General features: G+C 48.5%; 27 protein-coding genes and 3 tRNA genes. 17 read left to right on the top strand and 13 right to left on the bottom strand.

The window, feature by feature from the left end; genetic code table 11:
* Positions 1 to 22 precede the first annotated feature (22 nt).
* On the bottom strand, positions 23 to 940 hold the full coding sequence (gene rarD / locus ACY2RR_RS13810; RefSeq protein ID WP_490108738.1) for an EamA family transporter RarD: 918 nt from the start codon (positions 938 to 940) through the stop codon (positions 23 to 25).
* A 220-nt stretch (positions 941 to 1,160) separates the two neighbouring features.
* Between rarD and ACY2RR_RS13805 the strand changes: the two genes are divergently transcribed.
* The 6 genes from ACY2RR_RS13805 to ACY2RR_RS13780 all read left to right on the top strand — a co-directional run bounded on the left by ACY2RR_RS13805 (position 1,161) and on the right by ACY2RR_RS13780 (position 5,220).
* The gene (locus ACY2RR_RS13805; protein ID WP_490108737.1) at positions 1,161 to 1,814 is read left to right on the top strand and encodes a MarC family protein; all 654 of its coding nucleotides are present in this window, start codon (positions 1,161 to 1,163) and stop codon (positions 1,812 to 1,814) included.
* A gap of 463 nt (positions 1,815 to 2,277) precedes the next feature.
* Positions 2,278 to 2,427, top strand: coding sequence for a hypothetical protein (locus ACY2RR_RS13800; protein WP_490108736.1), 150 nt, complete (start codon positions 2,278 to 2,280; stop codon positions 2,425 to 2,427).
* Between the two features lie 21 nt (positions 2,428 to 2,448).
* Positions 2,449 to 2,536, top strand: a tRNA-Ser gene (locus ACY2RR_RS13795).
* Between the two features lie 187 nt (positions 2,537 to 2,723).
* Positions 2,724 to 3,257, top strand: a complete 534-nt coding sequence (locus ACY2RR_RS13790; RefSeq protein WP_490108735.1) for a dihydrofolate reductase family protein — start codon at positions 2,724 to 2,726, stop codon at positions 3,255 to 3,257.
* Positions 3,258 to 3,409: 152 nt separating this feature from the next.
* Positions 3,410 to 3,997: a hypothetical protein gene (locus ACY2RR_RS13785; RefSeq protein WP_490108734.1), complete on the top strand. Its 588-nt coding sequence runs from the start codon at positions 3,410 to 3,412 to the stop codon at positions 3,995 to 3,997.
* Positions 3,998 to 4,095: 98 nt separating this feature from the next.
* Positions 4,096 to 5,220 carry a hypothetical protein gene (locus ACY2RR_RS13780; RefSeq protein ID WP_490108733.1) on the top strand — a complete coding sequence of 375 codons (1,125 nt, stop codon included), beginning with the start codon at positions 4,096 to 4,098 and terminating at the stop codon, positions 5,218 to 5,220.
* Between the two features lie 22 nt (positions 5,221 to 5,242).
* On the opposite strand, the gene ACY2RR_RS13775 is transcribed toward ACY2RR_RS13780, so the two are convergent.
* Positions 5,243 to 5,318, bottom strand: a tRNA-Arg gene (locus ACY2RR_RS13775).
* Positions 5,319 to 5,711: 393 nt separating this feature from the next.
* Between ACY2RR_RS13775 and ACY2RR_RS13770 the strand changes: the two genes are divergently transcribed.
* The 3 genes from ACY2RR_RS13770 (at position 5,712) to ACY2RR_RS13760 (ending at position 8,320) form a co-directional block, all read left to right on the top strand.
* A complete protein-coding gene (locus ACY2RR_RS13770) occupies positions 5,712 to 6,416 on the top strand; it encodes an MlaA family lipoprotein (protein ID WP_490108732.1) in 705 nt (234 codons plus the stop codon).
* A 225-nt stretch (positions 6,417 to 6,641) separates the two neighbouring features.
* Positions 6,642 to 7,826, top strand: coding sequence for a SpoIIE family protein phosphatase (locus ACY2RR_RS13765; protein WP_490108731.1), 1,185 nt, complete (start codon positions 6,642 to 6,644; stop codon positions 7,824 to 7,826).
* Positions 7,823 to 8,320: an STAS domain-containing protein gene (locus ACY2RR_RS13760; RefSeq protein ID WP_490108730.1), complete on the top strand. Its 498-nt coding sequence runs from the start codon at positions 7,823 to 7,825 to the stop codon at positions 8,318 to 8,320. The genes ACY2RR_RS13765 and ACY2RR_RS13760 overlap by 4 nt, the downstream gene beginning before the upstream one ends.
* Positions 8,321 to 8,393: 73 nt before the next feature.
* Here ACY2RR_RS13760 and tal read toward each other — a convergent pair whose 3' ends face one another.
* Both tal and dusA read right to left on the bottom strand, forming a co-directional pair.
* Positions 8,394 to 9,356: a transaldolase gene (gene tal, locus ACY2RR_RS13755; RefSeq protein WP_490108729.1), complete on the bottom strand. Its 963-nt coding sequence runs from the start codon at positions 9,354 to 9,356 to the stop codon at positions 8,394 to 8,396.
* Positions 9,353 to 10,360 carry a tRNA dihydrouridine(20/20a) synthase DusA gene (gene dusA, locus ACY2RR_RS13750; RefSeq protein WP_490108728.1) on the bottom strand — a complete coding sequence of 336 codons (1,008 nt, stop codon included), beginning with the start codon at positions 10,358 to 10,360 and terminating at the stop codon, positions 9,353 to 9,355. Before dusA ends, tal begins: the two co-directional genes overlap by 4 nt.
* 226 nt (positions 10,361 to 10,586) lie before the next feature.
* Here dusA and ACY2RR_RS13745 point away from each other — a divergent pair, with 226 nt between their 5' ends.
* From ACY2RR_RS13745 to ACY2RR_RS13730, 4 genes are read left to right on the top strand one after another with little or no spacing between them, the layout of a single operon-like run.
* Complete coding sequence (locus ACY2RR_RS13745) at positions 10,587 to 11,795, top strand: NupC/NupG family nucleoside CNT transporter (protein WP_490109019.1); 1,209 nt, start codon at positions 10,587 to 10,589, stop codon at positions 11,793 to 11,795.
* 29 nt (positions 11,796 to 11,824) lie between these two features.
* Positions 11,825 to 12,004: a XapX domain-containing protein gene (locus ACY2RR_RS13740; protein ID WP_490108727.1), complete on the top strand. Its 180-nt coding sequence runs from the start codon at positions 11,825 to 11,827 to the stop codon at positions 12,002 to 12,004.
* A gap of 15 nt (positions 12,005 to 12,019) precedes the next feature.
* Complete coding sequence (gene deoD / locus ACY2RR_RS13735; protein WP_490108726.1) at positions 12,020 to 12,769, top strand: purine-nucleoside phosphorylase; 750 nt, start codon at positions 12,020 to 12,022, stop codon at positions 12,767 to 12,769.
* Between the two features lie 46 nt (positions 12,770 to 12,815).
* Entirely contained in the window at positions 12,816 to 13,403 is a 588-nt protein-coding gene (locus tag ACY2RR_RS13730) for a hypothetical protein (RefSeq protein ID WP_490108725.1), read from the top strand.
* Positions 13,404 to 13,422: 19 nt separating this feature from the next.
* On the opposite strand, the gene ACY2RR_RS13725 is transcribed toward ACY2RR_RS13730, so the two are convergent.
* The gene (locus ACY2RR_RS13725; protein WP_490108724.1) at positions 13,423 to 14,337 is read right to left on the bottom strand and encodes a hypothetical protein; all 915 of its coding nucleotides are present in this window, start codon (positions 14,335 to 14,337) and stop codon (positions 13,423 to 13,425) included.
* Positions 14,338 to 14,709: 372 nt separating this feature from the next.
* On the opposite strand from ACY2RR_RS13725, the gene ACY2RR_RS13720 reads away from it, so the two are divergent.
* On the top strand, positions 14,710 to 15,039 hold the full coding sequence (locus ACY2RR_RS13720) for a helix-turn-helix domain-containing protein (RefSeq protein ID WP_490108723.1): 330 nt from the start codon (positions 14,710 to 14,712) through the stop codon (positions 15,037 to 15,039).
* A 94-nt stretch (positions 15,040 to 15,133) separates the two neighbouring features.
* Here the strand turns inward: ACY2RR_RS13720 and ACY2RR_RS13715 are convergent, their stop codons facing one another.
* The 4 genes from ACY2RR_RS13715 to msrA all read right to left on the bottom strand — a co-directional run bounded on the left by ACY2RR_RS13715 (position 15,134) and on the right by msrA (position 18,205).
* Positions 15,134 to 15,436, bottom strand: a complete 303-nt coding sequence (locus ACY2RR_RS13715) for an HU family DNA-binding protein (RefSeq protein WP_490109018.1) — start codon at positions 15,434 to 15,436, stop codon at positions 15,134 to 15,136.
* Positions 15,437 to 15,532: 96 nt separating this feature from the next.
* Positions 15,533 to 16,666 carry a tyrosine-type recombinase/integrase gene (locus ACY2RR_RS13710; RefSeq protein WP_490108722.1) on the bottom strand — a complete coding sequence of 378 codons (1,134 nt, stop codon included), beginning with the start codon at positions 16,664 to 16,666 and terminating at the stop codon, positions 15,533 to 15,535.
* Between the two features lie 31 nt (positions 16,667 to 16,697).
* Positions 16,698 to 17,522 (bottom strand): alpha/beta fold hydrolase, encoded by an 825-nt coding sequence (locus ACY2RR_RS13705; protein ID WP_490108721.1) that lies wholly within the window; start codon positions 17,520 to 17,522, stop codon positions 16,698 to 16,700.
* Between the two features lie 65 nt (positions 17,523 to 17,587).
* Positions 17,588 to 18,205, bottom strand: a complete 618-nt coding sequence (gene msrA / locus ACY2RR_RS13700; RefSeq protein ID WP_490108720.1) for a peptide-methionine (S)-S-oxide reductase MsrA — start codon at positions 18,203 to 18,205, stop codon at positions 17,588 to 17,590.
* Between the two features lie 94 nt (positions 18,206 to 18,299).
* Between msrA and ACY2RR_RS13695 the strand changes: the two genes are divergently transcribed.
* Entirely contained in the window at positions 18,300 to 18,836 is a 537-nt protein-coding gene (locus tag ACY2RR_RS13695; RefSeq protein ID WP_490108719.1) for a prepilin-type N-terminal cleavage/methylation domain-containing protein, read from the top strand.
* Between the two features lie 16 nt (positions 18,837 to 18,852).
* Here the strand turns inward: ACY2RR_RS13695 and ACY2RR_RS13690 are convergent, their stop codons facing one another.
* From ACY2RR_RS13690 to nhaD, 3 genes are all read right to left on the bottom strand, one after another.
* Positions 18,853 to 20,190 carry a pyridoxal phosphate-dependent aminotransferase gene (locus ACY2RR_RS13690; RefSeq protein ID WP_490108718.1) on the bottom strand — a complete coding sequence of 446 codons (1,338 nt, stop codon included), beginning with the start codon at positions 20,188 to 20,190 and terminating at the stop codon, positions 18,853 to 18,855.
* Between the two features lie 64 nt (positions 20,191 to 20,254).
* Positions 20,255 to 21,157 (bottom strand): alpha/beta fold hydrolase, encoded by a 903-nt coding sequence (locus ACY2RR_RS13685; RefSeq protein ID WP_490108717.1) that lies wholly within the window; start codon positions 21,155 to 21,157, stop codon positions 20,255 to 20,257.
* 126 nt (positions 21,158 to 21,283) lie between these two features.
* Positions 21,284 to 22,741, bottom strand: coding sequence for a sodium:proton antiporter NhaD (nhaD, locus tag ACY2RR_RS13680; RefSeq protein WP_490108716.1), 1,458 nt, complete (start codon positions 22,739 to 22,741; stop codon positions 21,284 to 21,286).
* 377 nt (positions 22,742 to 23,118) lie between these two features.
* Here nhaD and gltX point away from each other — a divergent pair, with 377 nt between their 5' ends.
* Positions 23,119 to 24,612 carry a glutamate--tRNA ligase gene (gene gltX, locus ACY2RR_RS13675; protein WP_490108715.1) on the top strand — a complete coding sequence of 498 codons (1,494 nt, stop codon included), beginning with the start codon at positions 23,119 to 23,121 and terminating at the stop codon, positions 24,610 to 24,612.
* Positions 24,613 to 24,695: 83 nt separating this feature from the next.
* Here gltX and ACY2RR_RS13670 read toward each other — a convergent pair whose 3' ends face one another.
* Positions 24,696 to 25,262 (bottom strand): hypothetical protein, encoded by a 567-nt coding sequence (locus ACY2RR_RS13670; RefSeq protein ID WP_490108714.1) that lies wholly within the window; start codon positions 25,260 to 25,262, stop codon positions 24,696 to 24,698.
* 204 nt (positions 25,263 to 25,466) lie between these two features.
* Between ACY2RR_RS13670 and ACY2RR_RS13665 the strand changes: the two genes are divergently transcribed.
* Positions 25,467 to 25,539 (top strand) — tRNA-Ala (locus ACY2RR_RS13665).
* Positions 25,540 to 25,541 lie beyond the last annotated feature (2 nt).

Genomic DNA, 25,541 nt, shown 5'->3' with positions numbered 1-25,541 from the left:
GTTCAGCCCTCATAAAAGGTCATCATTGAGCCGCTGTAGTTGATACCTGTTTTGCGTGGGTAGCATTGAAAGAGAAAATAATCAGCGCTACCCATATACAGCCAAAGCTGATCTGGATATCTCTGCCGAATGGTTCGTTGTACAGAAATACTCCCATCAACAGTGAAAGTGTTGGCGCAAGATACTGAATAAAGCCAATGGTTGTCAGTCGAAGGTGTTTGGCTGAAAAGGTAAACAGCAGCAGCGGTACAGAAGTAATAACTCCCGCCATCATCAGCCAGCCCATGGTAATGGGATTATTAATAGTAAATGCAGACTGTCCCTCTATCCTGAGCCACATGATCCAGCCAATAGTTACTGGCAGTAGAATCAGCGTTTCCAGTAAAAGCCCAGGGATTGCTGGCAGTGCAATGGTTTTCCGAACCAGCCCATAAAAACCAAAGCTGACCGCAAGAATTAGAGAAACGATTGGTAGATGACCAATAGTGACTATCTGCCAGAGTACACCGGCTCCGGCAAGAATAAGGGTTATCCATTGTAAACGGGACAAATTTTCCTTCAGAAAGGCCATGGCCAGAAGAACACTGACAATAGGGTTGAGGTAATACCCTAAACTGGCATCCACAATTTTGTTGTTAGTGATGGCCCAGATAAATGTCAGCCAATTGGTGCTGACCAGCAGAGCAGAACATACCAGTTTAAAAAACAGTTTGCGGTCTTTCAGTATCTGGCGAGTGGTATCAAGCAGCCCCATAAAATAGGCGATCACCGTCAATAACAGGAAAGACCAAAGCACCCGGTTGGCAAGAATTTCGGTGGGCAGAACATGATCCAGCTGTTTAAAGTAAAGTGGGCTGATTCCCCAGAGAAAAAAGGCGTTTATGGCTGATAGTAGGGCGCGTGTTGTCTGACCCGTTGTGTTAGTCGTTGTATTTGACATTCTGGAAACTATTTCCACAAAAAAATCCTGCAAGGGGTGGCAAAACAGAGCTTTAGGCGTTATAAGTCCCCGCGCCAGAATGTCTGTTTATATCATCCTTATACCGCGGACTTATTTTTTCAGCTATCGAATCTTTATCCTATCTTTCCAGAGGTTTTCTCCTCAGGGGCTGTGCCCGTGCAGAAAGTGTTTTGAAGGTCACTTTTTAAGAGGTTGTAGTATGTCGCCATCTATGGCGGAGTTTGGTGTTTTGTGCCTGACTTCCCTGTTTACCATGATCAATCCGGTCAGTATTGCGCCAGTGTTTTTGTCTCTTACAACCGGCCTTGAGCCCTATCAGAGGAAGCAGGTTGCCCGTAAGGCGACACTGACAGCATTTATTATTCTGGTGTTTTTTGCACTGACTGGCTCGGTGATTTTTCAGGTTTTCGGAATCTCTGTGCACGGTTTGAGGATTGTGGGTGGTGTGCTGTTTTTTATTATGGGTTATGAAATGGTGCAGGCGCGGTTGAGCCGTACTCGTTTCGACAAAGCGGAAGAGCTGGAAGCCATTGATGCTTATTCCCATGATGTGGCTTTAACCCCGCTGGCGATTCCTCTTATCTGTGGGCCGGGAGCTATTGCTACGGTGATCATTCTTATGCAGGAGCAAACGCTGGCGAATCAGGTGATTCTATTTGCCAGTATCGCCGCTGTGATGTTGGTTACTTGGGTTGCATTGTTGTTTGCCAGCCCAATCATGAACCGGGTAGGCGAGAGCGGCAACAAGGTTATGATGCGAGTGATGGGTCTGATAGTGATGGTTATTGCCGTTGAGTACTTCTTTGCCGGACTGAAACCGATCATGCGGGATATTCTCGGTATCCCAGCTTAAGCCTGAAGAGTTATCAGGCTGCTTCGGGACTCTTAGTTCTATTCTCGTGATTCAATTTATCTACTTGTGAAAGATGCACAGGGCACCTGCTGGTTGTAGCAGGGCAGATAGCTTCCAGAGAAATGTTATAAGCCTGAGTGTCCATCCATGTGAGAGTTTCGTTCAGGGATGAAAACTGGATGCTGTGGTATTGGCTGGCTCCAGTGTTGTCTCTGAACTCCATATAGAGGGTGTAGCAGGGGTTACTCTGTTGGTGGCTTATGCGCACACTGCCTTCTGCCATCCAGCAATAAATAGGGCAATCATAGGTCTTGTGAACAATATGTCGGCTGAAATGCTCCAGTCTGTTCAGGCTTTTGGGGCAAGGTTGTCTGAGGGGCGGAGGTCTGTAAAAGATAAAAGTCCCGGAACTTGTCTGCATAACTCTTGTACAATCTCAAATGATTCGTCTGAGGCAAATTGAGTGGGGATATTTAAGCAGTTGGCCAAAATACGGGCAAGAACGGGAAATACCGAAATCGTAGTGATTCATGGTTGCCAGCAGCGATCTGCTGTTATACATTACGACCCGCTTCGCAGGGATGACCTGAACGAAGCGGGAAATACTCTGTAATAACAGGTGTTTCAACAAGTTGGTGAGGTGTCCGAGTGGCCGAAGGAGCACGCCTGGAAAGTGTGTATACGGAAACGTATCGAGGGTTCGAATCCCTCCCTCACCGCCAAATATTAAAATCCCACTGCAGATAACTGTAGTGGGATTTTTTCATTTATAGCTTTAAATTTTTTCGACAACTCTTCTTAATCATCTCCCCTCTTTACCCTTGATGAGATTCTGGCGGTGTGCGCCCTTGGCCGTGTTTGTTTTCGGGTGTAGGATGCCCAGCAGATTTCTCTTTGCCAGGCCAACGAATGTCCAATATTGTCTATATCGCAACCAGTTTGGATGGGTATATCGCTGATAAGAATGGCGGACTTGACTGGCTTCACAGTATTCCTAATCTAGAGAATGACGACTTTGGTTTCTCTGACTTTATAGGGCAGGTTGATGCTCTGGTAATGGGACGCAAGACTTTCGAAACTGTTTGCAGTTTTGATTGTCCATGGCCATACCCGAAGCCAGTGTTTGTATTGAGCCGGTCTCTGGAGTCAATTTCTGAGGCTTATCGAGATAAAGCTGAATTGGTGTGTGGAACTCCAACCGAAGTTCTGGCAACTCTTCACGGAAGAGGGTTCAAAACCCTTTATATCGATGGTGGCAAAACCATCCAAAGCTTTCTTGCTGAAGATTTGATTGACGAAATGGTGATCACCACAATTCCGGTCATTTTGGGTGGCGGCGTGTCCCTGTTTGGCGATCTGGTTAAACCTTTGGCATTTGAACTCCAAAATACCGAGGTTCTGCTTGGGTCATTGGTTAAGAGCAGCTATATCAGGAAAAGATAAATTTTTGCACCAGATCGGCACCACTTACGGCATTTACAAAAGGAAAAACAAACAATAACAAACAAAGAGAACGCCTTCTCACTGATTTTGATATATTCTCCACTGGTGAACATTGATTTATTAGCCCAAATAACAGGGAGTCATTTCTAAACGTGCTTAGCAGAGAAAAAGAGCTTGAAGCTGACCTGAAAGCTGTCATTGAATACCGCATCGAGTTTTTCCAGACCTGTGAAGAAAAAATCCGGAAGCTGTACCAGCAGCGCCTCAATGGTTTGGAGCAAAACCTGAACAGAGCCCAGCAGCAAATCAAAACGTTATCTGCCCAAAGCTCTGACCAAAAAGCCTTCGCTAACAAAAGTAAAACCGAAACCAGCCGTTTGCAGGAGCAGCTCGAAGAAAGCCAGAGCGCAATCTCCGTGCTGGAGGCTGACAAGGGCAAAGCTCTTCGTAAGGTGGAAACTCTTGAAGAGAAGTTGCAGGACCAGATTAAGCAGGGCAAAGCCGATCAGGCCGAGCTGAAGCGACTGCGCCATATGGAGCCAGATAAGAAGGTTAAGCAGGCCGCTGCCGCCCAGAAAGAAGTGAAAGAGCTGAAGAAGCAGCTTGCTGAGACAGCCCGCCTGTCTCGTAGCCGGAAGTCAGAACTGGATGAACTCAATAAAGAATTGACAGCTCTGAAAGAAAAGATGGAAAAGCTTGAGAAAGAAAAGGAAAAAGCAGAAGAGACTGAAGCCGCTTAATTGAGCGGCTTCCTGCTCATTTGTCCCACACTACAGGTCTTTTGTTACAGAAAGGCAACCAAGTGACACTCTTCCATTGAAATCCATGGCTACCCTTTGTGGCTGTTGTGGCTGTTGTGGTTTGGATGGTGGGTATGAAGCGGGCGGCTTTGGGCATATGTTTGTCAGTTATTACTTTGTTGCCCGTCCAGTCTAAAGCTATTGATTATGGCTGGTCAGATGAAGGTTTATTCATAAAGGCTTGCAATGAGCTGATCTTCTTAGAAGGATTAAGTCGCGCCAATCTGTCCAGTTTTGCCTGGCAGCAGCTAACAGGTTTCCCGTTGCAGAACCTTTTACTTTTGTCCCTCTCTCTTGGTATCCGGAATTATGGCGCTGGATTTGCCAAATCTACCGTTCGAGGAGTCACTACAGTGGCTCTTGCTGCCAATGCCCTATACCTCTCATACAATCTTTCGAAACAGTGGCGTCATACCTGGCAAGCAGGGTGGAATTATATCTGGCCGTCTGCTTTGGGCTCTTGGGCTGCCAGTACCTATTCCAGCCTTGGCTATAAAGAAACCTTGTTACCAACAGCTGTATTTACAAGTTTGAAGGCAGGGTTTCAGATACTGAGAAGTCAGCACTCAGTGTGCCAGGATTTGCCGGAAATGGTTCAGGCCGGTTGGGTGGTGAGATGCCGGTTCGATGAAAATTATGGGGCAGTTGTTATCAGAATTGCCAGAGTGCCCAGGCACCTTGTTGATAACTACAGCCCTCTTCCATTACAGAATCAACTGAATCATTTTTTTGATTTAGAGGGTATAACCGGATTAAGGCTGCAGAGTAGTCCAGAAGGGTGGTTGATTGATGGACAACATACGTCGCCATACGTAATTGAGAGTGTGGCGGAAGATCTGATGGTCAGTCTCGGGCTGTCATCGGCCGATGAGCTTTCCAACTATAGGCCATTTCTGGCCTCTCTCCCCGCACATGAACTGAGCGAAGCACCGCCGCGGAAACGTTTAATCAGGTCTTGGTGGGTTAATGCTGAATATTCTCATATCATTCTGGCTGAGATTGCAGCAGCCAGCCGTTTTCTCTCTCTTCCACCGGCCGACTATATCAGGCCTGATTACCGTAAGCCTGATGCTGATCTGGAGCGAATTTATCACACGGTGGCGGTCAGCAGAGATTGTGCTGCTGGGGCAATTATGGAGACGTTTGCGACAGTGTTTGACTGAAGGGGTGAGCTTGGGTTTGTTATGGCGTCCCCACCAGGACTCGAACCTGGATCGATCGCTTAGGAGGCGACTGTTCTATCCGGTTGAACTATGGGGACCGGAATGCAAATAGCATAGCTCCATTTCACAAACCCGCGTACCAGTTTGCGTCAGGAGTGGCGCTATAGTAACGAAATCTTGCCAATATCTTCAATAGGTTAGCAGCGTTTATGGTAGGAATTTTCACGGCGAAGTGAGTATTTTTTGTCAGCAAATTTATTGCAGATGTTGACAGTTCTTTCACCAACTTTCGTGTAGCCTATCGCAATCTCAACATTGGTCGTTATTCTGCCGCATTTTTAGAGAGCTCTTCTGGAGTTTCTGTAGGGCAGGTATCATAGGAACTTCTTTAAAGTGTAAAGGCTGGAGGGGATGTGGTTTCAGATTCTTACAACTCCCGACTTTTGGGCCGATAGCACTGTTAGTGTGTGAAATAAGGGTGATTCGAGAGGATGGAAATGCTGAATTGCTATAAAAAGAGTTTAAGGGCAGCCTGCCTGTTGTTGGTGCTTGCAGGAGGCTGGACTCAGGCCGCAGAAACAGTAAATTATGATGACCCGTGGGAATCTGTAAACCGGGTCACGTTTACTTTTAATGACAAGCTGGATGCCTGGATCCTGAAGCCAGTGGCTACCGGCTATGACACGGTAACACCGGACCCTGTTCAGGGGCTGGTTTCTAACTTTTTCCAAAACCTTGGTGAAATCCGAAACCTGGCAAATGCGTTGCTGCAGTTCCGGATCAAGGATGCCGGCGTAACCACTGGCCGTTTTGTCGTGAACAGCACCGTTGGAATGCTGGGAATGCTGGATGTCGGCTCTGAAATAGGGCTGGATTACAAGTATCAGGATTTCGGTTTAACACTGGCTCAATGGAATGTACCTTCAGGCCCCTATGTTGTGGTGCCTTTCTTTGGCCCTCGTACAGTGCGCTCAACGGCCGGATTGTATCCTGACATGATGGCTAACCCTGTGACCCACGTGAATGATAGCCATGACCGTTTGGTGCTTCAGGTTTCCGATGTGGTCAGCCTGCGTGCAGAACTGCTCAAGCAGGAAGGCCTGATCGTTGGTGATAAATATACCTTTATCCGTGATGCCTACCTTCAGCGTCGTGACTTTCTGATTACCGGGGAAGTTCCCCAGGATGACTTCTAAGTTCATTTCTGCCTGACAGGGGGAGGTTCCTCCCTCTGTTTCTTCATCGCTTTTCCACTATCCTTCTGACTTCTCATGAGCTTGCACAGTCACCTGCGAGGGAGTAATGTCAAAGCCGTTATGTTTATTGGCTCATCGATATCCAGTGATGGTGATGGAATATAAGCTCAGCCTTTCTGCATGGGCCGATCCTTTTTATTTACCCGGCCAGGGAAGGGTGGGGCTATGAACAGGGAAAACAATACGCTGTTGGTGATCGACGATGATGCGATCGTCCGTGACAGTATTGTCGCTTATCTCAAAGACAGCGGTTTTCAGGTTCTTGAAGCTGAAAATGGCGAACATGGCCTTGAAGTCATTCGTGCCCATTCCCCAGATCTTATTCTCTGTGATTTGCGCATGCCCAAGCTTGATGGGCTGGGGGTGTTGCGCAGGGTGCGTGAAGAATCTCCGGAAACGCCTTTTATCGTCGTTTCGGGTGCCGGGGTGATGGCGGATGTGGTTGAAGCTCTGCGCTTAGGAGCCAGCGATTATATCATTAAGCCGATTGTTGACCTTGAGGTTTTGGAGCATGCTGTCAATCGTTCTCTGGATAATGCAGAGCTGGCTCTGCAGAACCGCAAGTATCGAGAGAGTCTGGAAGAAGCAATAAAATCTCTGCGGGAAAGTCTGGACGTTCTCAGAGCCGACCAGAAGGCTGGTCGCCAGGTACAGATGAAGATGCTGCCTAAAGGCCCTTTCCAGTTTGGTAACTACTCCATTGATTATCAGATTGTTCCGTCACTGTATCTCAGTGGTGACTTTGTTGATTATTTCCCAATTAATGACCACTGTTTCGGCTTTTATCTGGCTGATGTTTCCGGTCATGGCGCTTCGTCGGCTTTTGTGACAGTACTTCTGAAACATATGTCGATGTCCTTGCTGCAGGACTACCAGGCTCGTGGACATGGGGATTCCATCCATCCATCTCAGGTTCTTTCTACCATTAACCATAATCTCCTCGGTAGTGATCTGGGCAAACATGTGACGGTTTTTGGCGGTGTAATTGACACCCGTGCCAACACGCTAACCTATTCAATAGGGGGGCATTTCCCTTTACCCATTCTGAGTATTGGGGGGAAATCCCGGTATATTGAGGGGCAGGGTTTGCCGGTTGGGCTCTTTGAAGACGCCAAGTTTGTCGATGTGACGATTGACTTGTCCGGTCCATTTACATTAACTATCTTTTCAGATGGAATTCTTGAGGTTTTGCCTCAGGAGACCCTGAAGGAAAAAGAGCAGTACCTGCTGTCAGTGATTGATGAAAAAGCTGACACTGCGGAAACAGTGATGTCGCGGCTGGCTGTGCAGGATTTGCATGAAGCGCCGGATGATATTGCCTTGCTGGTGTTAGGCGGAAGGGCTGAATGAGTACGGGAAAGATCCAGTATGCCGAGTCAGACGGCAGTTTTATTCTGAAGTTTGTTGGGGATGTGCGGTTAACTCTCTGTTCAGCACTGGACAGAACTCTTGAGACAATCCTCAATCAACCCGGTATTAGGTCTGTCATTATTGATTTGACGGAAACCCAGGGTATCGACAGCACCTCCCTTGGATTGCTGGCTAGGCTTTCTATCCAATCACAGAAACGCTTTGGTTTTGTACCAACCATTCTTTCCACTAATGACGATATTAATCGTATTTTAGTGACAATGGGTTTTGATAAAGTTTTTGTGATTGTGAAAGAAGCACCTGGGAAAGGTGTGGAAGTGCTGCAGGATCTTCCCAGTGAAGAGAGTGCAGATCAGGAAGTTATGGATAAAGTTCTGGCCGCTCACAAAACCCTGATGGATTTGAATGAGCATAACCGGCAGGAGTTTCAGGACCTGGTTCACCGGCTGGAGCGGGATTGCAAAGCCAGTTAGAGGTTATCAAGGAACATAAAAATGCCGACATCTGTTAAACGGGTGTCGGCATTTTTTGTATAGAGCCTGGAGTTTAGCTCTTGGCCAGTTCTGCCAGAGTGTTTTCCAGTTTCACCTGGTCAGCGGCAAAGTTACGAATACCTTCAGCCAGCTTTTCTGTTGCCATGGCATCTTCATTCATCGCCCAGCGGAATGCGTTTTCAGCCATAGAGTGTTGCTGGTCGTTACTGCTTGGACTGCTTGCGTCCAGCTTACGCTCAACAGACTCTGTGCTGTTTTCCAGCTCTTCCAGAAGGTTAGGGCTGATTGTCAAACGGTCGCAGCCTGCCAGTTCCAGAATCTCACCAGTGTTACGGAAGCTGGCACCCATAACGACAGTGTTGTAATTGTTGGCCTTGTAATAGTTGAAAATACGAGACACGGACAGAACGCCTGGATCTTCCGCTGCTGGGTAGCTGTCACGGCCAGAAGCCTTTTTGTGCCAGTCCAGAATCCGACCTACAAAAGGTGAAATCAGGTAGACACCGGCATCGGCACAGGCGCAAGCCTGTGCAAAACCAAACAGCAGGGTCAGGTTGGTCTGAATGCCTTCCTTCTCCAGTTTCTGCGCTGCACGAATACCTTCCCAGGTGGATGCAATCTTGATCAACACACGATCTTTGCTGATGCCTTCACTCTCATAAAGCTCAATCAGTCGCTGGGCTTTATCAACAGTTGCGCGGGTATTGAAGGAGAGGCGGGCATCTACTTCTGTAGATATACGGCCTGGAATGATTCCCAGGATTTCCTTACCGATCAGAACAGAGAGTTTGTCTGTGGCGTGGTGAAGAATATCTGTCTGTCCACGACCCAATTGCTTGCCAAAATCCAGCGCCGCTTTCACGTGTTCCTGATAAGCAGGCAGAGCAGCCGCTTTCAGCAACAGGGTTGGGTTGGTGGTAGCGTCTTGAGGGCGATAGCGACGAATGGCATCAATATCGCCAGTATCGGCAACCACCGTGGTCAGAGATTTCAGTTGTTCTAATTGGTTGTTCATACCGTTGTTCCAGTTTCTGGAGGCAGACAAAAAACACTGGCTTCTCTCAGCAATTCCGCTACAGCATCAGGGCGGTGTGCATTTTCACTCAGAAGCCTGCGAAAACGTCGGGCACCGGGCATGCCATTGAAAAGGCCAAGCATATGCCGGGAAATATGGCTGAGAGTGTGTTTCTCATGGCTATCAATATGTTGTTGGACATAGGGTATCATTTTTTCAACAACATCATGGCGGGAGAGTGAATGATTCTCCTGACCAAAAATCCTCTGGTCGGCTTCAGCCAGTATCCAGGGATTGTTATAGGCTTCCCGGCCGATCATTACACCGTCAAGGTGTTTCAGGTGTTCCTCAGTTTGATCCAGAGTTGTTACACCACCATTAAGGATAATCTCGAGACCCGGGAAGGTTTGCTTTAACTTGTAAGCCCAGTCGTATTTCAGTGGTGGAATGTCACGGTTCTCTTTCGGGCTAAGACCTTCCAGTATGGCGATACGGGCGTGAACGACAAAGGTCTTGCAGCCGGTGTCGGCGATCTGACCAACAAAATCAACAAGGTTGTCCCAACTCTCTCGGCCATTCACACCAATGCGGTGTTTAACCGTGACAGGAATGGAAACACTGTCCTGCATGGCTTTAATGCAGTCAGCAACTAAAGCTGGCTCTTTCATCAGGCAGGCACCGATGCCGCCATTCTGAACCCGGTCACTGGGGCAGCCGACATTCAGATTAACCTCGTCATAACCCCATTCTTCGGCATAGCGGCTGCATTGAGCCAGATCGGCAGGATTGCTGCCACCAATCTGAAGCGCTACAGGGTGCTCCGTTTCGTTATAACGCAGAAAACGTTCCCGATCACCATGGATCAAGGCACCACTGGTGACCATCTCGGTGTAGAGGAGAGTGTGACGGGATATCAAACGCAGAAAGTAACGACAGTGTCTGTCTGTCCAATCCATCATTGGGGCAACGGAGAGCCTGCGGTTCAAAGGGGCTGTTCCGGTCATGGTGCAGTTTGAATCCTGTTGGTTGGTCAAGGTTCTGCCAGTCAATAATCGAGTATACGAAATGGGGCAGCTACTCTATAGCGACCACCTTCTTTCAGCAAGGGGCGATAACAAAACGTTAACAGCCCTAACACTCTTGCAGAACAGTGCCTATATTAACTCCGGTTCCTGCTAACGAATGTCGCAGGAGCACTTTCTGTTCTAGATGGATACTGTGATACCCGCCATGAATATTCTCAACAGCCTCTTTGGTATTGTACTTCTTCTATTTATTGCCTGGTTGTTTTCCGAGAATAAGCGATCGATCAACTGGCGAACGGTGGGTGGAGCACTACTGATACAGGTTTGTTTTGCCGGGTTTGTTCTGGCGGTGCCCTTCGGGCGGGATGTGTTGGGCGGTGTTTCGGCAGCTGTTCAGCAGGTGATGGATTATGCCAACGATGGTATTAATTTCCTTTTTGGAAACCTTGCTGATCCCTCGAAGGTTGGCTTTATCTTTGCCATAAAAGTTCTGCCGATGATTATCTTCTTCTCGGCACTGATTTCTGTGCTTTATCATCTGGGAATCATGCAGGCCATTGTGAAATTTCTCGGTGGTGGCTTGCAGAAGTTTCTGGGTACCAGCCGTACCGAATCCATTTCTGCTACCGGTAATATTTTTGTTGGCCAGACAGAAGCGCCCCTGCTGGTGAAACCTTATGTACCAACAATGACCAAGTCAGAGTTGTTTGCGGTGATGGTCGGTGGTCTTGCTTCAGTTGCTGGTGCAGTGCTTGCTGGTTATGCCAGCCTTGGCGTCAATATTGGCTATCTGATCGCGGCCAGTTTTATGGCTGCGCCGGGTGGTTTGTTGATGGCCAAAATCATTATTCCGGAAACAGAAAAACCTGATGATACCGCCGGGCCAATGGAGTCTGGCGATCACGCTAATGTGCTGGATGCGGCAGCAACGGGTGCTTCCTCTGGAATGATGCTGGCTGTGAATGTGGGTGCCATGCTGCTGGCATTTATTGCATTGATTGCTTTGTTGAATGGGCTGTTTGGCTGGGGTGGCAACCTGTTTGGTTTTGAAGATCTCACCATTCAGGAAATTCTTGGTTATATCTTTTCCCCTATTGCCTGGGCGCTGGGCGTGCCATGGGATGAAGCCATTATTGCGGGAAGCATGATTGGCCAGAAACTGATAGTGAATGAGTTTGTCGCCTACATAGATTTTGTTGAAGTTCGGGAAATCCTTTCCGCGAAAACGCAGGCTGTTATCTCTTTTGCTTTGTGCGGCTTTGCCAACCTTTCCTCTATTGCCATTTTACTCGGTGGGCTTGGTGTACTTGCTCCCAAGCGTCGGCCTGATATTGCCAGCCTTGGACTAAAAGCGGTGCTGGCAGGAACTTTGTCCAACCTCATGAGTGCAGCACTGGCCGGACTGTTTATTTAAGAGGTGGTTGTAGGGACGGTAACTAAGGCATGTATTGGTACGATGTATTTCTGGCCACCGCTACAGGATTTGCAGTAGGTGTTCTGTTCTCATGGTTGAAACTGCCAATTCCGGCACCTCCTGCTCTGGCGGGTGTGATGGGGGTGGCGGGTATTTTTCTTGGACGATATGCGTATCTTGAGTTCGTTTCCCTCGTTGGGCGGCTGTAATGCCAGGAGGTGCTGATGACCACTCCCCATATTAGTGCTGCGCCGGGGGCTTTTGCCCCTGTGGTTATCATGCCAGATGATCCTCTTCAGGCTCGCTATATTTCCGATAGCTTTCTTGACTCTGCCAAGGAGGTCACTGCGGTTCGCAATATGTTGGGTTTTACCGGGCTTTACAAAGGAATACCTGTATCCGTAATGGGAAGTGGGATGGGTATTCCCTCTGCCAGTATTTATACGCGTGAGTTGTTTGTTGATTATGGGGTGGAGGTCATAGTCAGCGTGGGTGAATGCTATGCCCTTCATCAGCGGGTTTCTGTACGCGACATTGTTTTAGTTTCAGGTGCCAGTACTTTTTCCGGTGTAAATCGTATCCGTTTTGCTGGAGGTGATTTTTCTGCTGTGGCGGACTTTGATTTACTGCGCCTAGCCTGGCAGTACGCGGAAGATAAGTCGATACCGGTAAGGGTGGGTAATGTGTGTACTGCAGATGCATTTCTTGCAGACAGTGAGGAAATAGAGCAAGGCTGTCTGCGGGGTATGCTGCGAATGGGGATTCTTGGGACTGATATGAACAGTGCCGGATTATACGGGGTTGCGGCAGAGTGTGGACGCAAAGCTCTTTCTGTATGTGCGGTAAATGAACATATAGAGGGAAGCGGAAGGGTGTTGTCATCGGATGATCGTGAGAACAGTTTCCGTCGGGCAATGCAATTGGTTCTGGGGGCTGTTGAATTTTATGGAGGCAATCAGCGGAAAAGTTCGTAAAAGTCATTAGACTGAAAAGAGGTTTGCACTGATGGAATAGCTAACCATGATCAGCAAGGGATTTAACGGACTATTGCTCGCAGCAATGTTGCTCATTTTTTTACCAAAATCGTTGCCTGCCACCGCTCAGGGAAATGATCTTGCCCCTCCGGGATATGCCTGGGAGGCATGCCGTTCCATTGAGTGTCACTTCCTGGTTCCCTCCGGCTGGTCTTTTGAGTCCCTGACTGACAGTTCACCTTCCGACGGTGTGATGAAGTATCAGATGCTCAAACAGCGTCATGGCCGAAAGCTTGCTCCAAAAGTCAGTATTAATATATTGCAGGGGGCTCAAGTCAGAACCGGATTATCACCGAAGCGCCATATGGAACTGTTTATGGTGGATCTTTCCCGGTCTGCACGGGTTTTGGAAACCTGGAAAAATAAATCCGGAGTTTTGGTCAGTACTGCTGCAACATCTTTGCATTTCAGTGGCAGAAAAGAGCCAGTTAAAAAATTCAATTTGCTGATAGGTAATGAACGAACCGGAACCCTGTATGTGCTCTCTTTTGAAAGCCTGCCCGACTACTGGGAAAACGACTGGAGTGTGGTCGAGCAGATATTTGCCCAGCTGAGGCTGGATGAAGGTGTTTGATTATTCGATCCCAAAGATTTTAGGTTTCCACCTCCTGAGCCGCCGGAAGGTAAAGCATTGACCCCGGGCGATTAGAAAGGGGTACTAGCCTTGTATCACTTCTTTGCAGGCGTTCCTGCTTCATGGCCGGGTCCCAGGGGCGGATGCGATTAAACTCTGGCAATGGTTCCCCTTTCTGAAGGTGTATGAAAAGTGGCAGTGGGGTATTAATCTGCAAAGGCCACTGTTTCTTGCTTTCGCTATCTAACCTGCGTTTTTCCTTAATGACATCTGACCAGGTCAGGTTTGCACGCAAATGTGGGGCGAGAGGGCGGCGAATGACTACATCTGATGATTCAGGAAGTTTCTCCAGTCTGGCAATATCTTCAGCCATACCGAGGCTAGGGGTGAAGTTACTGTTCAGGTAAGCAATGGCTTTAGTAGCTTTCAAGCGTACACTGCCATGGGTGGCAGATGCCCAGCTGAAGCCCACTCGGCGAGGTGCCACGGGGAATAATTTCAGGTGCCGGTAACACTGCACAAAGTGTATATGTTGAATATGCAGGTTACCCAGTAAGCCTTCCCGTAGCTCTCTGGAGCTGAGTTCGGTCATATCAAAGCCTTCGCCAAAACATTTGCGAAAGTTCTGCATGGCCTCTTTAAAACCCGTTTTAGCCAGGTTCAGGGTCTCACCCTGGGTAAGAGTCTCTTCTGAGATGCCAACCAGTCCGGTCAGTTTTAGGGTTTCCTGCCCGGGTTGCTCTGGGTCATAGGTGAGTTTCAAGCTGATTTTGGCTGCGAGGGCACGAGGGTCTTCTTTGGTGTCTTCATCCTGATAGGCCCAGGCTGGAAGCTGGTGGTCATTCATCAGAGATTCCCGGAATTCATCTCTGGCTTCAATAAGGGCGATCAGGGTATCCCGCACCTGAAGTCGAGCTAATGCCTTTTTATCCATATTATACAATCGTAAATGTTGGTTAATGGCAACATAACACGCTTTCTTCTGCTCTCATACCAAAGTCGTAGGAACTTATCGGCGGTGACTGTTGTCCAAGCTGTCCCACGCATATTGCTGCCAGTTGGCCCTGGTAACAAGGCTATCGCCTATTACTAACCCATCCGTCGTACTTTGGGGAACTTCTTCCCCCCAAAGGCTTCTAAACCTGTGAACGAATGTGGCATGTGTCCATATTTCAGGTCCGCCATCAACTCTTTAGGCGCCCTCAGTATTATGGGAGGGAATCTGACAGGGAGCCTGTAAACAGGGTTGCAGAGTAATTGTCTGCGCGATGGAACCGTAAACAGACAGGGATAATGGAGCGCAGTTATGACTCTAACAATACGACTAATAAAGACCCGGAGGGAAAAACGCCTTTCACAACAGGCGTTGGCCGATTTGATCGGTGTTTCCAGAAGTGCACTGGCTCAGTGGGAAACTGACATGAGCAGACCAAGCCTGGATAACCTTCGTAAGATTGCTGAGACTCTGGATGTCTCTTTTGAGTGGCTGGCAACTGGCCGCGGTAACCAGTACATCACCGTGGACAATGGCGAAATCAGCGATGACGAGCTGGATGATGAAATCAACCGTATGCTTGGCCGCCTGAACACCCGTCACAAGAAAGCACTTCTCGATGTAATCAAGGTTATGCACTGATCCTTATGTGACTTGATCTTGATGTGAAATGTGTAAAAGCCGGATACAAAAAAAGAGCATTTTAAATGCTCTTTTTTTGTATCCGGTTACGCGATTAAGCGTTAACGGATTCTTTCAGCTTGGCGCCAGCTTTGAACTGAGGTACCCGGGATGCGGGGATCTCAATTTCCTGACCAGTCTGAGGGTTGCGACCCTTGCGAGCAGCACGGTCAGCAACGGTGAAAGTACCGAAGCCGATCAGCTGAACAGACTCGCCGCGAACCAGGGCATCCTGGGTTGCGTGCAGGAACGCATTAACTGCCAGCTCAGCCTTGCTCTTGGGCAGATCTGCCTGTTCGGCTACTGCCTCAATCAGCTCTTTTTTGTTCATGTCGAGTCCTGATGTTACTACAGCCAAAGTTTCGAGGCGGCGATAATACACGAAACATTACGGTGCGGGTAGCGCCGCTAAGGGAAAAAAACGGATAAGTTCGCCGGAGTTGATAAACATAGCTTATTTACCCAGACCGTGATCTTCTGTTAGTTCTCTTAACCGCTGTCGTTCAGGGGTGTAATACTGTTGCGTCGTCGTTATTGCCTCATGCCCTGCGAACAGTGCCAGGTCTTCAATGTCCATCTTTCGCGCAAGATGAGAAAGTGTCGTGTGACGCAGAGAGTGAAAGCTTTTGGTGAGTAGTCTCTGCGCAAGGTCCTGGTCGTATACTTTCGCTTTATCTGCACAATGTTCCATAAATTGAGTAAACCACTTACGTATTTGTCTCTGGCTCATGGTGCGGAAACTGCCATCTTCGGCAACTGGTCGCAGGCAGGGGGCTAATGGAAAACCATCTTTGGCAAAACTGTCGAGATCGTGGAAATTTCTGTATTTGATAATGGTTTGCAGGACATTGTCGTTTACTGGTAATTGCCTTAAACGACGGCCTTTACCCTTTATCAATAAGCTCAGATCGCCATAGCGATCTTGTCGTATATCGTTACAGGAGTGGTTGGTCATTTCCGATTGCCGCAGACCAAGCCCATAAGCAATACCGAAAATATATTCCAGCCTTGCTTTTTCCAGCCTGTGGCGCAGCTTGTTGTTTGGGTAATTTTGGATAGCTTCAACGATAACAGCCCACTCATCCTCATAGAAAAAACGGGTTTCTCCATGACCTCGGGCAACTTTTTCACCGCTCTTGTCAAAGCCGTGAACAGGGTTCCCGGAAAGATATCCTGTCGCCTGCAGATAACTGAAAAAGCTGTTTAAAACAGTGATGAGCTGGTCGGTACTCTTGCCCGGAGTTATAGGATTAGGAAAAAATACTTTCTCCGGATTGCTTTTATCCATGCCCGGCTTTTGCCAGTTTGGCCAAGGTGTGTGCAGAAAGTTTATATACACTTCGATATCCGCCACGGTGCACTCTGCATAACCCTTCAGGCGCTCCTGTCGAATGAATGCAGTGAATCGAACCAGTTCGCGGGTGTAGCGGCGCAGGGTTTCATCAGACCGTCTGGCGGCTCTGCGAAGGAAAAGTGCTAGAGCATCCTGATCGTTATCGACCCCCAGCTTGTTGTGAAGGTTCGTAGATGGCGTCTGCTGCAGGGATAGGGCAGAAGTGGATGGAGAAATCAGTTCAGGCAAAGTCATGGGCTGACTATATCATCAGCCCATCACTCTGTTACAGATCCGCCAAACTACCCAGATTAAATTTCACTTTGTTTTTCTCTGCTAAAAACTGTTGCAGGATTTCATTGAAACGTGCGTGTTTGTCGACGATGGTGGCGTGGCCGGAATCCTGAATCGTGACTAGTTTTGCCTGTGGAATTGTCTGGCAGATCTTCATCGCTGCGGACAGTGTAAAGGTGTCGTGTTGCCCGCGAATCATCAAGGTCTTTGCACGGATATCTGCAACCTGAGGCCACAGGTTGGTGAAGGTGAGCTGTTTCAGTATCTCAGCAATAATGCGGGGATTGTTTTTTTGCCAGTACTTTTGGGCATGGTGTCGAACGGCTGCTAACTGTTTGCCCGGCAAAAGGTTGTGAAGCAGGGCCTTGGCAAGAACGGGGGCAGGGATATAAGCCAGCAGATTATGTAGGGGCAGCAGGTAACGTACCGGACGTATAACATCATTCAGAGATGGTGCGGTGTTTACCAGAATAAGTTTCTGTACCAGAGCCGGGCGGGTAGCTGCCAGTGACATGGCCACCATTCCTCCCATGGAAATTCCCATCACATCACAGAATTTAATATCCAGTTGTTGAAGCAGGTGATGGATAGCATCGGCCATCGCCTGAACACTGGTTGGTGACCTGTAACCACTTTGGCCATGACCAGGCAAATCTAAAAGAACAATCTGGCGGCTGCGACAAAGTTGCGGCAGTTGTAATAACCAGTCTTTATGGCTGGATGCCAATCCGTGAATTAAGACGGTTGGTGGTTGCTGAGTTGCTGTTCCAACTAAGCGATAAAAGAGTGGGTATCCGTTGATATAAGTAATGGCCATATGCACCTCCCCGTCGATGTATCGACCGGGAGGTGACAGGCATGACTATTTGGTTTCGTGAATGGTTATTGGGTGGGTTTATGGGTACCGGCTTCTATTCCCCAGACCTGTTCCAGCCTGTTATCCCGGCCACAACGGCTGCGGTAGAAGTTGTAGCGGATAGGGTTTTTCTTGTAATAATCTTGGTGATATTCCTCGGCAGGCCAGAATTCACCCAAGGCGTAGAGCTCTGTATAGATTTTTGGGAAACGTTTGCTATCTTGCAGGGCTTTTAATGATTGTTTGGCGGCATCTTCCTGTTCTTTTCCTTTGTAGAAAATTGCAGTTCGGTACTGAGGTCCAGAGTCGCAGAATTGTTTGTTGGCAACAGTAGGGTCAACGCTGCGCCAATAGGTATAAAGCAGCGTTTCGTAAGACACCTTATCCGGGTCATAAACAACACGAACAGATTCAATATGGCTGGTTCTGCCAGCTGCAACCTGACGATAGGTAGGATTTTTTTCCGGGCCGCCGGTGTAACCGCTCTCGGCCGAGATTACACCATCAAGCTTTTCAAAATCGGATTCGGTACACCAGAAGCAGCCGCCGGCAAATACTGCTTCTTCAGTGCGGGCTTCTGCCTGAAGGGTGGCGGCAAGAAGCAGGGCTGGCAGTAACGCTTTATGGATAACGGTTTTCTTCATGGAAACTCCTCCTGTTTCACACCTATACGCCTGATTTCCTGCTGTGGATTCAGCTCAGGCTTATACCTTTGTCGCCGATATTTCTGGGAGATGAGTGTCTAATCACCCTTGGAATTCTGTCATGAGGCAAAAGGTTAAAGGCTTTACCCTGGTCGAGTTGATGGTTGTTATTGCCATAATATCCATTATTTCTATGGCGGCGTCTCTGGCTTTTAAAGGCAACAGTCAGAAGATGTATTTGCGTGAAGCTATGAATATTATGGCTTCGGCAAAGCTGGAGGTTATGAGTAAGTACTCTTCAACAGGCAAACTGCCCAGAACCGTCCAGGGGCTGAATAACAATAACACCGTCTCTATTGAAGACGGGGATATTATCGAAAGAAGAATGTACTACAACGTGGCGGCATCCGGTGGCAGCCCTGCCCACGGGCTTTATGTGCTTGGTCTGAAGCGTAAGGTTCTCGATGTTGAAGACCCCTATCACCGTACCCTCACCCTGGGTTGGGTGGAGTCAGGTAGGGGAGACCTGATCTTCCTGTGCGGTAATTACAATGAAAATATTATCTTCGCTGGTGAGCACCCTGAGCGCTGTCAGGAAAACAATGTTCAGAGTGCCCTGATGTCGCAATAGCTTTTTGGGAGCCTGTCTATAAAGCCTGTAACCATTGTTTAATCCGGTCGCAGGCTATAACCAGTTTGGAGCAGTAACTTTCCACAAACTCTTCGCTGGTAATATTTTCTGCCGTGATAGCGTTTAGTGCTTTTTCCCCATCAAAGTCCACGAAAGCCAGCCGGGTATATAGCTGACTTTCCGGCAAGCCAAAGTCTATTCCCGGTAGAACAGCAACTCCGGCATTATTAAGAAGTTGCTGGCATAGCTGATCTGGAGTGGTAATGCCGTTGTGATACAGCTTTTCCCGCCACTTTTCGAAACTGACCAGAATATAAAAACCACCTTCAGGGTCCTGCATGTCCAGATCAAAACCCCGCAGGCGGTTAACCATATACGAGGCAATAACCTGGAGAACCTTTCTGGAAGCGTTGAGATATTCGTCCAGCTCTGGAGAGGGAGTGAACGCTGTACAGGCGGCGTACTGGGTTGGGGCGCTTATGGAAGTAAAGGTTTCGCTGGCAATCACCGCCATAGTATTTTGCAGCTCTCGCAACGAATCAGGAAACACCATGATTCCCAGTCGCCAGCCACCGGCACCGCACCACTTACTGAGACCACTGCTGATCACTGTTCCTTCCGGGTAGTGAGTCGCCATAGACTCGTGACTGCCGTTGTAATTGGTTTCTGCATAGATCTCATCGGCGACAACAATAATGCCATGCTTGCGGGCCACAGATGCGAGAGCTGCCAGACTTTCGCTGTCATAACTGCACCCTGTTGGATTTGATGGGTAATTCAGGATAAGAATTCGGGGGCGACCGGGATTATAAGTGCAGAATTGATCCAGTGTTTCCGGATCAATACGCCAGTTGTTTTCTGCTTTTGTTGGCAACCAGGTGACCTTGCGCCCAATGATAATGGCCTGCGGTGCATAGGAGACCCAGGATGGCGCAGGAATCAGTAATTCACCATTGCAGGCCATTTGCAGATTGAACAGCAGTTCTTTTGAGCCGGGGCCAACTAATACATCATCAGCAAAGCGCTCAATGCCATCCCGCTTTTGATAGTAGGTGGCAACCGTAGCCCTTAATTGATCAAGACCGCGAACGGGCAGATAGTCCTTCTCGTGGGCATTGTCCTGTAAGGCTTTCACAACCGGCGGAGGAACCGGGAAGGGGGATTGTCCGAGGCCGAGCTTGATAATGTCTCGCCCCTGGCGGATCAACCGGTTGCTGTCTTCATTGATCTGCAATGTGGCTGAAGGCTTCAGCCCGCGAATATTGCTGTTCAGCTGGTCTGTGGTGATCATGGCTTTTGTCAGTGCATTGGTTGTTGGATTTATTTCCCTGCACCATGCATTGATTATTCCCACAATCCTGACAATGGGTAAATATTTTCTTTACAAAAAAATGTAACAGGTTTTAAAAGCCCATTATTTACAAATGATTCAATAATTCCTCGATAATTGTTTTTTTGTTATTCCAGAAAACAGACAGGTGCCCATCACCCGGGAGATGATGGAAATTGGCGGTTGGAATTGTGTCTGCCAGCATCTGGCTATGTGAAGCAGGCATCATTCTATCTTGCTGGCCGCTCCAGATGCTTACCGGCATGGATATTGATGCCAGATCAAAGCCCCAATCGCGTACAAAAGCCAGATCATCATCAACCCAACCGTCCATACCTGCAGACATTCCTCTGGTGAAAGAGTTAGCAAAGTTATCGGCGAATTCACCGGTCATGGTTTTCTGGTCCACATCGGGCAGCATACTTTGCATTTGTGCAGCCAGCTGGGCGCCGGTCAGGTCACGATATCTGGGACCGTTGGAGTTGATCCAATCCCGAAGTTCGTCTTCTCCTTTTATTGCTCTGGAAAAGATTTCAGTGTTGGTTTCTCCCATTCCAGCAAAGAAGTGTTCCAGAGGTTTGCCTGATGACGTGCATTGGGGAGCGATGCTGGTAATACAAGCTGCGGCTTTGCAATGTTCCGGGTTTATAGCGGCTTGCGCCAGGGCGTGAGGGCCTCCACCAGACCATCCTGCCGCGACAAAGTGTTTAATGCCTAAATGTTTTAAAACTGCTGAGCAGTCTGCGGCAAAGTCGGCAATCGATCTGCCTTGGGAACGGCTGCTTCCAGCATAGCCGGGGCGGCTGATAGCCAGAATACGCCCGCTACATTCTTGTATAGTTGGAGCCCATAATCCGGATATTGATAGTTCGCAGGGCGTTCCGTGGTGAAACACCAGGACCGGTCCACTGTCACCGAGAAAGGTAAATTCCAGATTTCTTTGGTCGGGTAGTTGCAGGCTGTCGATATTGTGGAGTTGTTTGTCGCTCACGCCTGTATTCCCGAAAATTGCTCATTATCGGGTTAGTGTGGCACAGGGGAGGGGATTAGTTGTCTTTAAATAGTTTTAGTTCAGCAGGAAGAGTCTGGCGTTAACCAGACTCTTGAGTAGGGTATCTTAACCGTTGATAAGCCAGTGGGTGGCGATACTGGCAACATAACCAATCAGAACAGCCCAGCTCCAGCGAAGGTGGGTCATAAAGGTGTAATTGCCCTTGGATACACCCATCAGTGCTACACCAGCTGCAGAGCCTACGGAGAGAAGGCTGCCGCCAACACCAGCGGTGAGGGTAATCAGAAGCCACTGGAATTCATTCATTTCCGGGCTCATATCGAGAATGGCAAACATCACTGGAATGTTATCGATTACGGCAGACATCAGACCAGCGGCCACGTTGGTCACGAAGGGGCCAACATTGCCATACATACCTTCAGAGAGTATTTGCAGGTAACCCAGATAGCTCAGCCCCCCCACGGCGAACATGACGCCAAAGAAGAAGAACAGAGTGTCCCATTCTGCATGGGAAATTTTCTCAAAAGTATCCAGATGACCATATTTGCGGACATGAGCCTCACGCTGATTGGATATGTATCCACCAGTGCGCATTTTCAGTATCCATGTGTAAAACATCAGCAAGGAGAGGCCGGTTACCATGCCCAGGAAAGGTGGGAGGTGGAAAACCTGCTCAAAAGTGACCGCCAAAGTAATGGTGAGCAAAAACAGGAAGCACATCATCTTGGCACCTTTACGCATCTTCACCTGGCCGGTAATAGGAGCAGGATGATCATTAGGAATAAAGGGCGACATCAGCAGAGCGGGGATAATAAAGTTAACGACAGAAGGAAGGAATAAAGAGAAGAACCCAAAGAATTCAATCTTGCCCGCCTGCCATACCATCAAAGTGGTGATATCTCCAAAAGGGCTGAATGCGCCACCAGCATTAGCTGCTACTACAACATTGACCAGCGCAGGCACTACAAACTTGGGCTGGTCTTTGCCAACAGACATGATGACTGCACCCATGACCAGGGCTGTGGTTAGATTATCTGCGATAGGGGAGATAAAAAAAGCAAGTACACCGGTAACCCAGAACAGCGTACGGTAACTGAAGCCTTGAGCGACCAGCCAGACCCTTAACGTCTGGAAAACACCTCGCTCTTCCAAAACATTTACATAAGTCATTGCAACCAGCAGGAACAGCAACAGGGCAGCGTACTCTTCCAGGTCGTACATCACTGCTTCTTCAATCGTGGTTTTGTCGATTCCCTGCTGACCGGCCAGTATTGAAATCATTACCCAGATAATGCCAGCAGCCAGCAGCATGGGTTTTGATTTACGTAAATGCAGTTTCTCTTCAAAAATAACAGCCAGGTAGGCAACTGAGAAGACAACAAGGCAACCTATTGCTAAACCATGATTGGCAAGACCTGATGGTCCCTCGGCCGCAGCCAGAGCATATCCAGGAATCACAGAGGTCAGTATTGCAGCGATGCTGAATAAAATGGTGCTAGGGAGTTTTTTGGTTTTTATTGGGCGCATAAAAGTCTTCAGAGACGGTGTTGTGCTGTCTTTCATGGTGTTTCCGGACCGGCTGATATCGAGCTTTCATTTGGCTGTACCAGCATCATTTTTAATTATCCGAATAGATTGTCTGCAGATTATCCGTTTTCCGCATTGAAGGTATTGGCTGGTTCCTGATAAATCATACTCTTTCCCGCCAGTTCCCACAGAGCTAAGTGTAGAGGCAATAACCATTTCCCCGTGCCCTGATTCAATAATAAACAAATAATCAGCGTTGGGCGTTTTTTGAGCGGCGTATTCTATATTCGGTAGTTGTCTTTTCTCAATAACCACAGAGCCGGCAGAGCAATGAATTTTTCGCAGACAGGTAGGAGTTCGCCGGAGAATGGCTTTATAATCCGCCAATTCATTTTTAATTGCTGAACAGTATTATGACCGTTCGTACCCGTGTAGCTCCTTCTCCTACTGGTGATCCTCACGTAGGCACCGCGTTTATTGCCCTCTTTAATATGGCTTTTGCCAAAAGCCAGGGTGGTCAGTTTTTGCTGCGCATAGAAGATACCGACCAAGTTCGCAGTACCCGTGAATCCGAACAGCAGATTCTGGATTCCCTGCGCTGGTTGGGGCTGGACTGGGATGAAGGTCCTGACAATGGCGGCCCTTGCGGTCCTTACCGTCAGAGTGAACGTCGTGATATCTACGACAAGCATGGCAAAGAACTGCTGGAGAAAGGCCATGCCTTCCGTTGCTTCTGTTCTTCTGAGCGACTGGATGAGCTGCGTAAGCAGCAGGAAGCCAATAAAGAAGGTTCCGGTTACGACGGTCACTGTCTGCACCTGAGCGAAAGTGAAGTGCAGGCCAAGCTGGATGCCGGTGAGCCTCATGTTCTGCGGATGAAAATCCCGGAAGAGGGCACTTGCAAAATTAACGACATGCTTCGCGGCGAAATCGAGATCGACTGGAAGCAGGTTGATATGCAGGTGCTGGTAAAAGCTGATGGCATGCCAACTTACCATCTGGCCAACGTGGTAGATGATCACCTGATGGGTATCACTCACGTCATTCGTGGTGAAGAGTGGATTAACTCCGCGCCTAAGCACATTCTTCTGTATCAATACTTTGGCTGGGATATGCCTCAGTTGTGCCACATGCCGCTGCTGCGTAATCCAGACAAGAGCAAGCTATCCAAGCGTAAGAACCCAACCAGCATCACTTACTACCGTGATATGGGTTATCTGCCAGAAGCGGTAGTAAACTATCTTGGCCGCATGGGCTGGTCCATGCCAGACGAGCGTGAAAAGTTCACTGTTCAGGAAATGATTGAGAACTTCGACATTAATCGTGTTTCTTTGGGCGGCCCAATCTTCGATCAGGAAAAACTGTCCTGGCTGAATGGCAGCTGGATTCGCGAAAATCTGACTGTTGATGAATATGCTGATCGTCTCCACGGCTGGTTGCTGAACGAAACTTATATCAAGAAGTTCCTGCCTTTCGCTAAAGAGCGTTCTGAGAGACTCTCTGACTTCGCGCCAATGGCTAACTTTATGTTCAGCGGCATGTTGGAGCTGAAGGAAGACGACTTCGCCCATAAGAAGTTGGATCAGGACGGTGTGCGCAAACTGCTTCAGTTTGCCCTGTGGAAGCTGGAAGCTCAGCGTGTCTGGACTAAAGACAATATCTTTGGCGATATCAAAGGTCTGGCAAAAGATATGGGTTACAAGATTGGTGACTGCATGCAGCCCATCTTTGTGGCCGTGGCTGGCACGCCTAACAGCTGGTCTGTAGTGGATTCTATGGAAATCCTGGGGCCAGATATGAGCCGTGCTCGTCTGCGTCATGCTATTGAAGTTCTGGGTGGTGTGTCCAAAAAGCAGATGAAGAAACTTGAGAAAGAGTTTCGAACTCTGGGACAGGATGCTGCCTGAGACGGCTGATTATTAAGGATTAATAAAAAGCCCGCTTTATCCTGCGATAAAGCGGGCTTTTTATTGGATGTATGAAGGAGGAGTTACCCGCGCCCTGCAATACGTCCTTCAGTTATTACCCGAATCAGGCTGGGGGCGATGGCTGTGCCTGAAACGAGCAGGGCATTGAACGCCAGGGCTGTACCAGTCATACCAGCAAGTAGCAGGCCGGCCGTTGGGATTGTGCTGATAGCGACGATTTTTGCGGCAATGCGAACAAACCTGTTCAGGCCGCTGTTATTGTTGGCACCTTGTCCTGGAAGCAATTTGTCCAGATAGTTATTTACAGCCTTTACTACCGTCACGATTTTAGAAGCCCAGCTGGGCACTATGCTGACTTTTCTTTGGTCGAAGGCTTTCTTGTATTTGAGGTAACTGAGGCCAAGGTAGCCAGCAGTCACTGCTGAGCCCACTAATGTAGTGGCACCAGCGGCTGCAATACCTGCTACAGGCATGCCCAGGAATGTGCAGGCTGCAAAAAAGCTACCAGCAACTGCAGAGGTAAAGCCTGCAATGGTTCCGGTGACGGTATCTATTTCGTTTTGATCTATCAGGGTATCCAGATCAACCCTGCCACCGCCCTGACGAACGTGAATTTGGTTTTGTTGCATGCCTCAATCCTCCTTGGCTCGCTAAAACTCAATACTGAACACCTTTTAGACAGCAGCGATTGAAGGAAGTTTGTAAAGATTAGCTATTAAAAATAAAGGCTTACTGCTTGACACGTTATAAGCAGATTCCTAGAATGCGCCCCGCACTTCAGCACTGACTCAGCCCAACAGGGCAGAGGAAGAAAATGAAGGCAAGCAGGAAAAGGGGCCTTAGCTCAGCTGGGAGAGCGCAACACTGGCAGTGTTGAGGTCAGCGGTTCGATCCCGCTAGGCTCCACC

The sequence above is a fragment of the Parendozoicomonas sp. 2304DJ65-17 genome (assembly GCF_058148445.1).
Note: the sequence above shows the minus strand (reverse complement) of the source record. Positions and strands in the feature narration are given on the sequence as shown.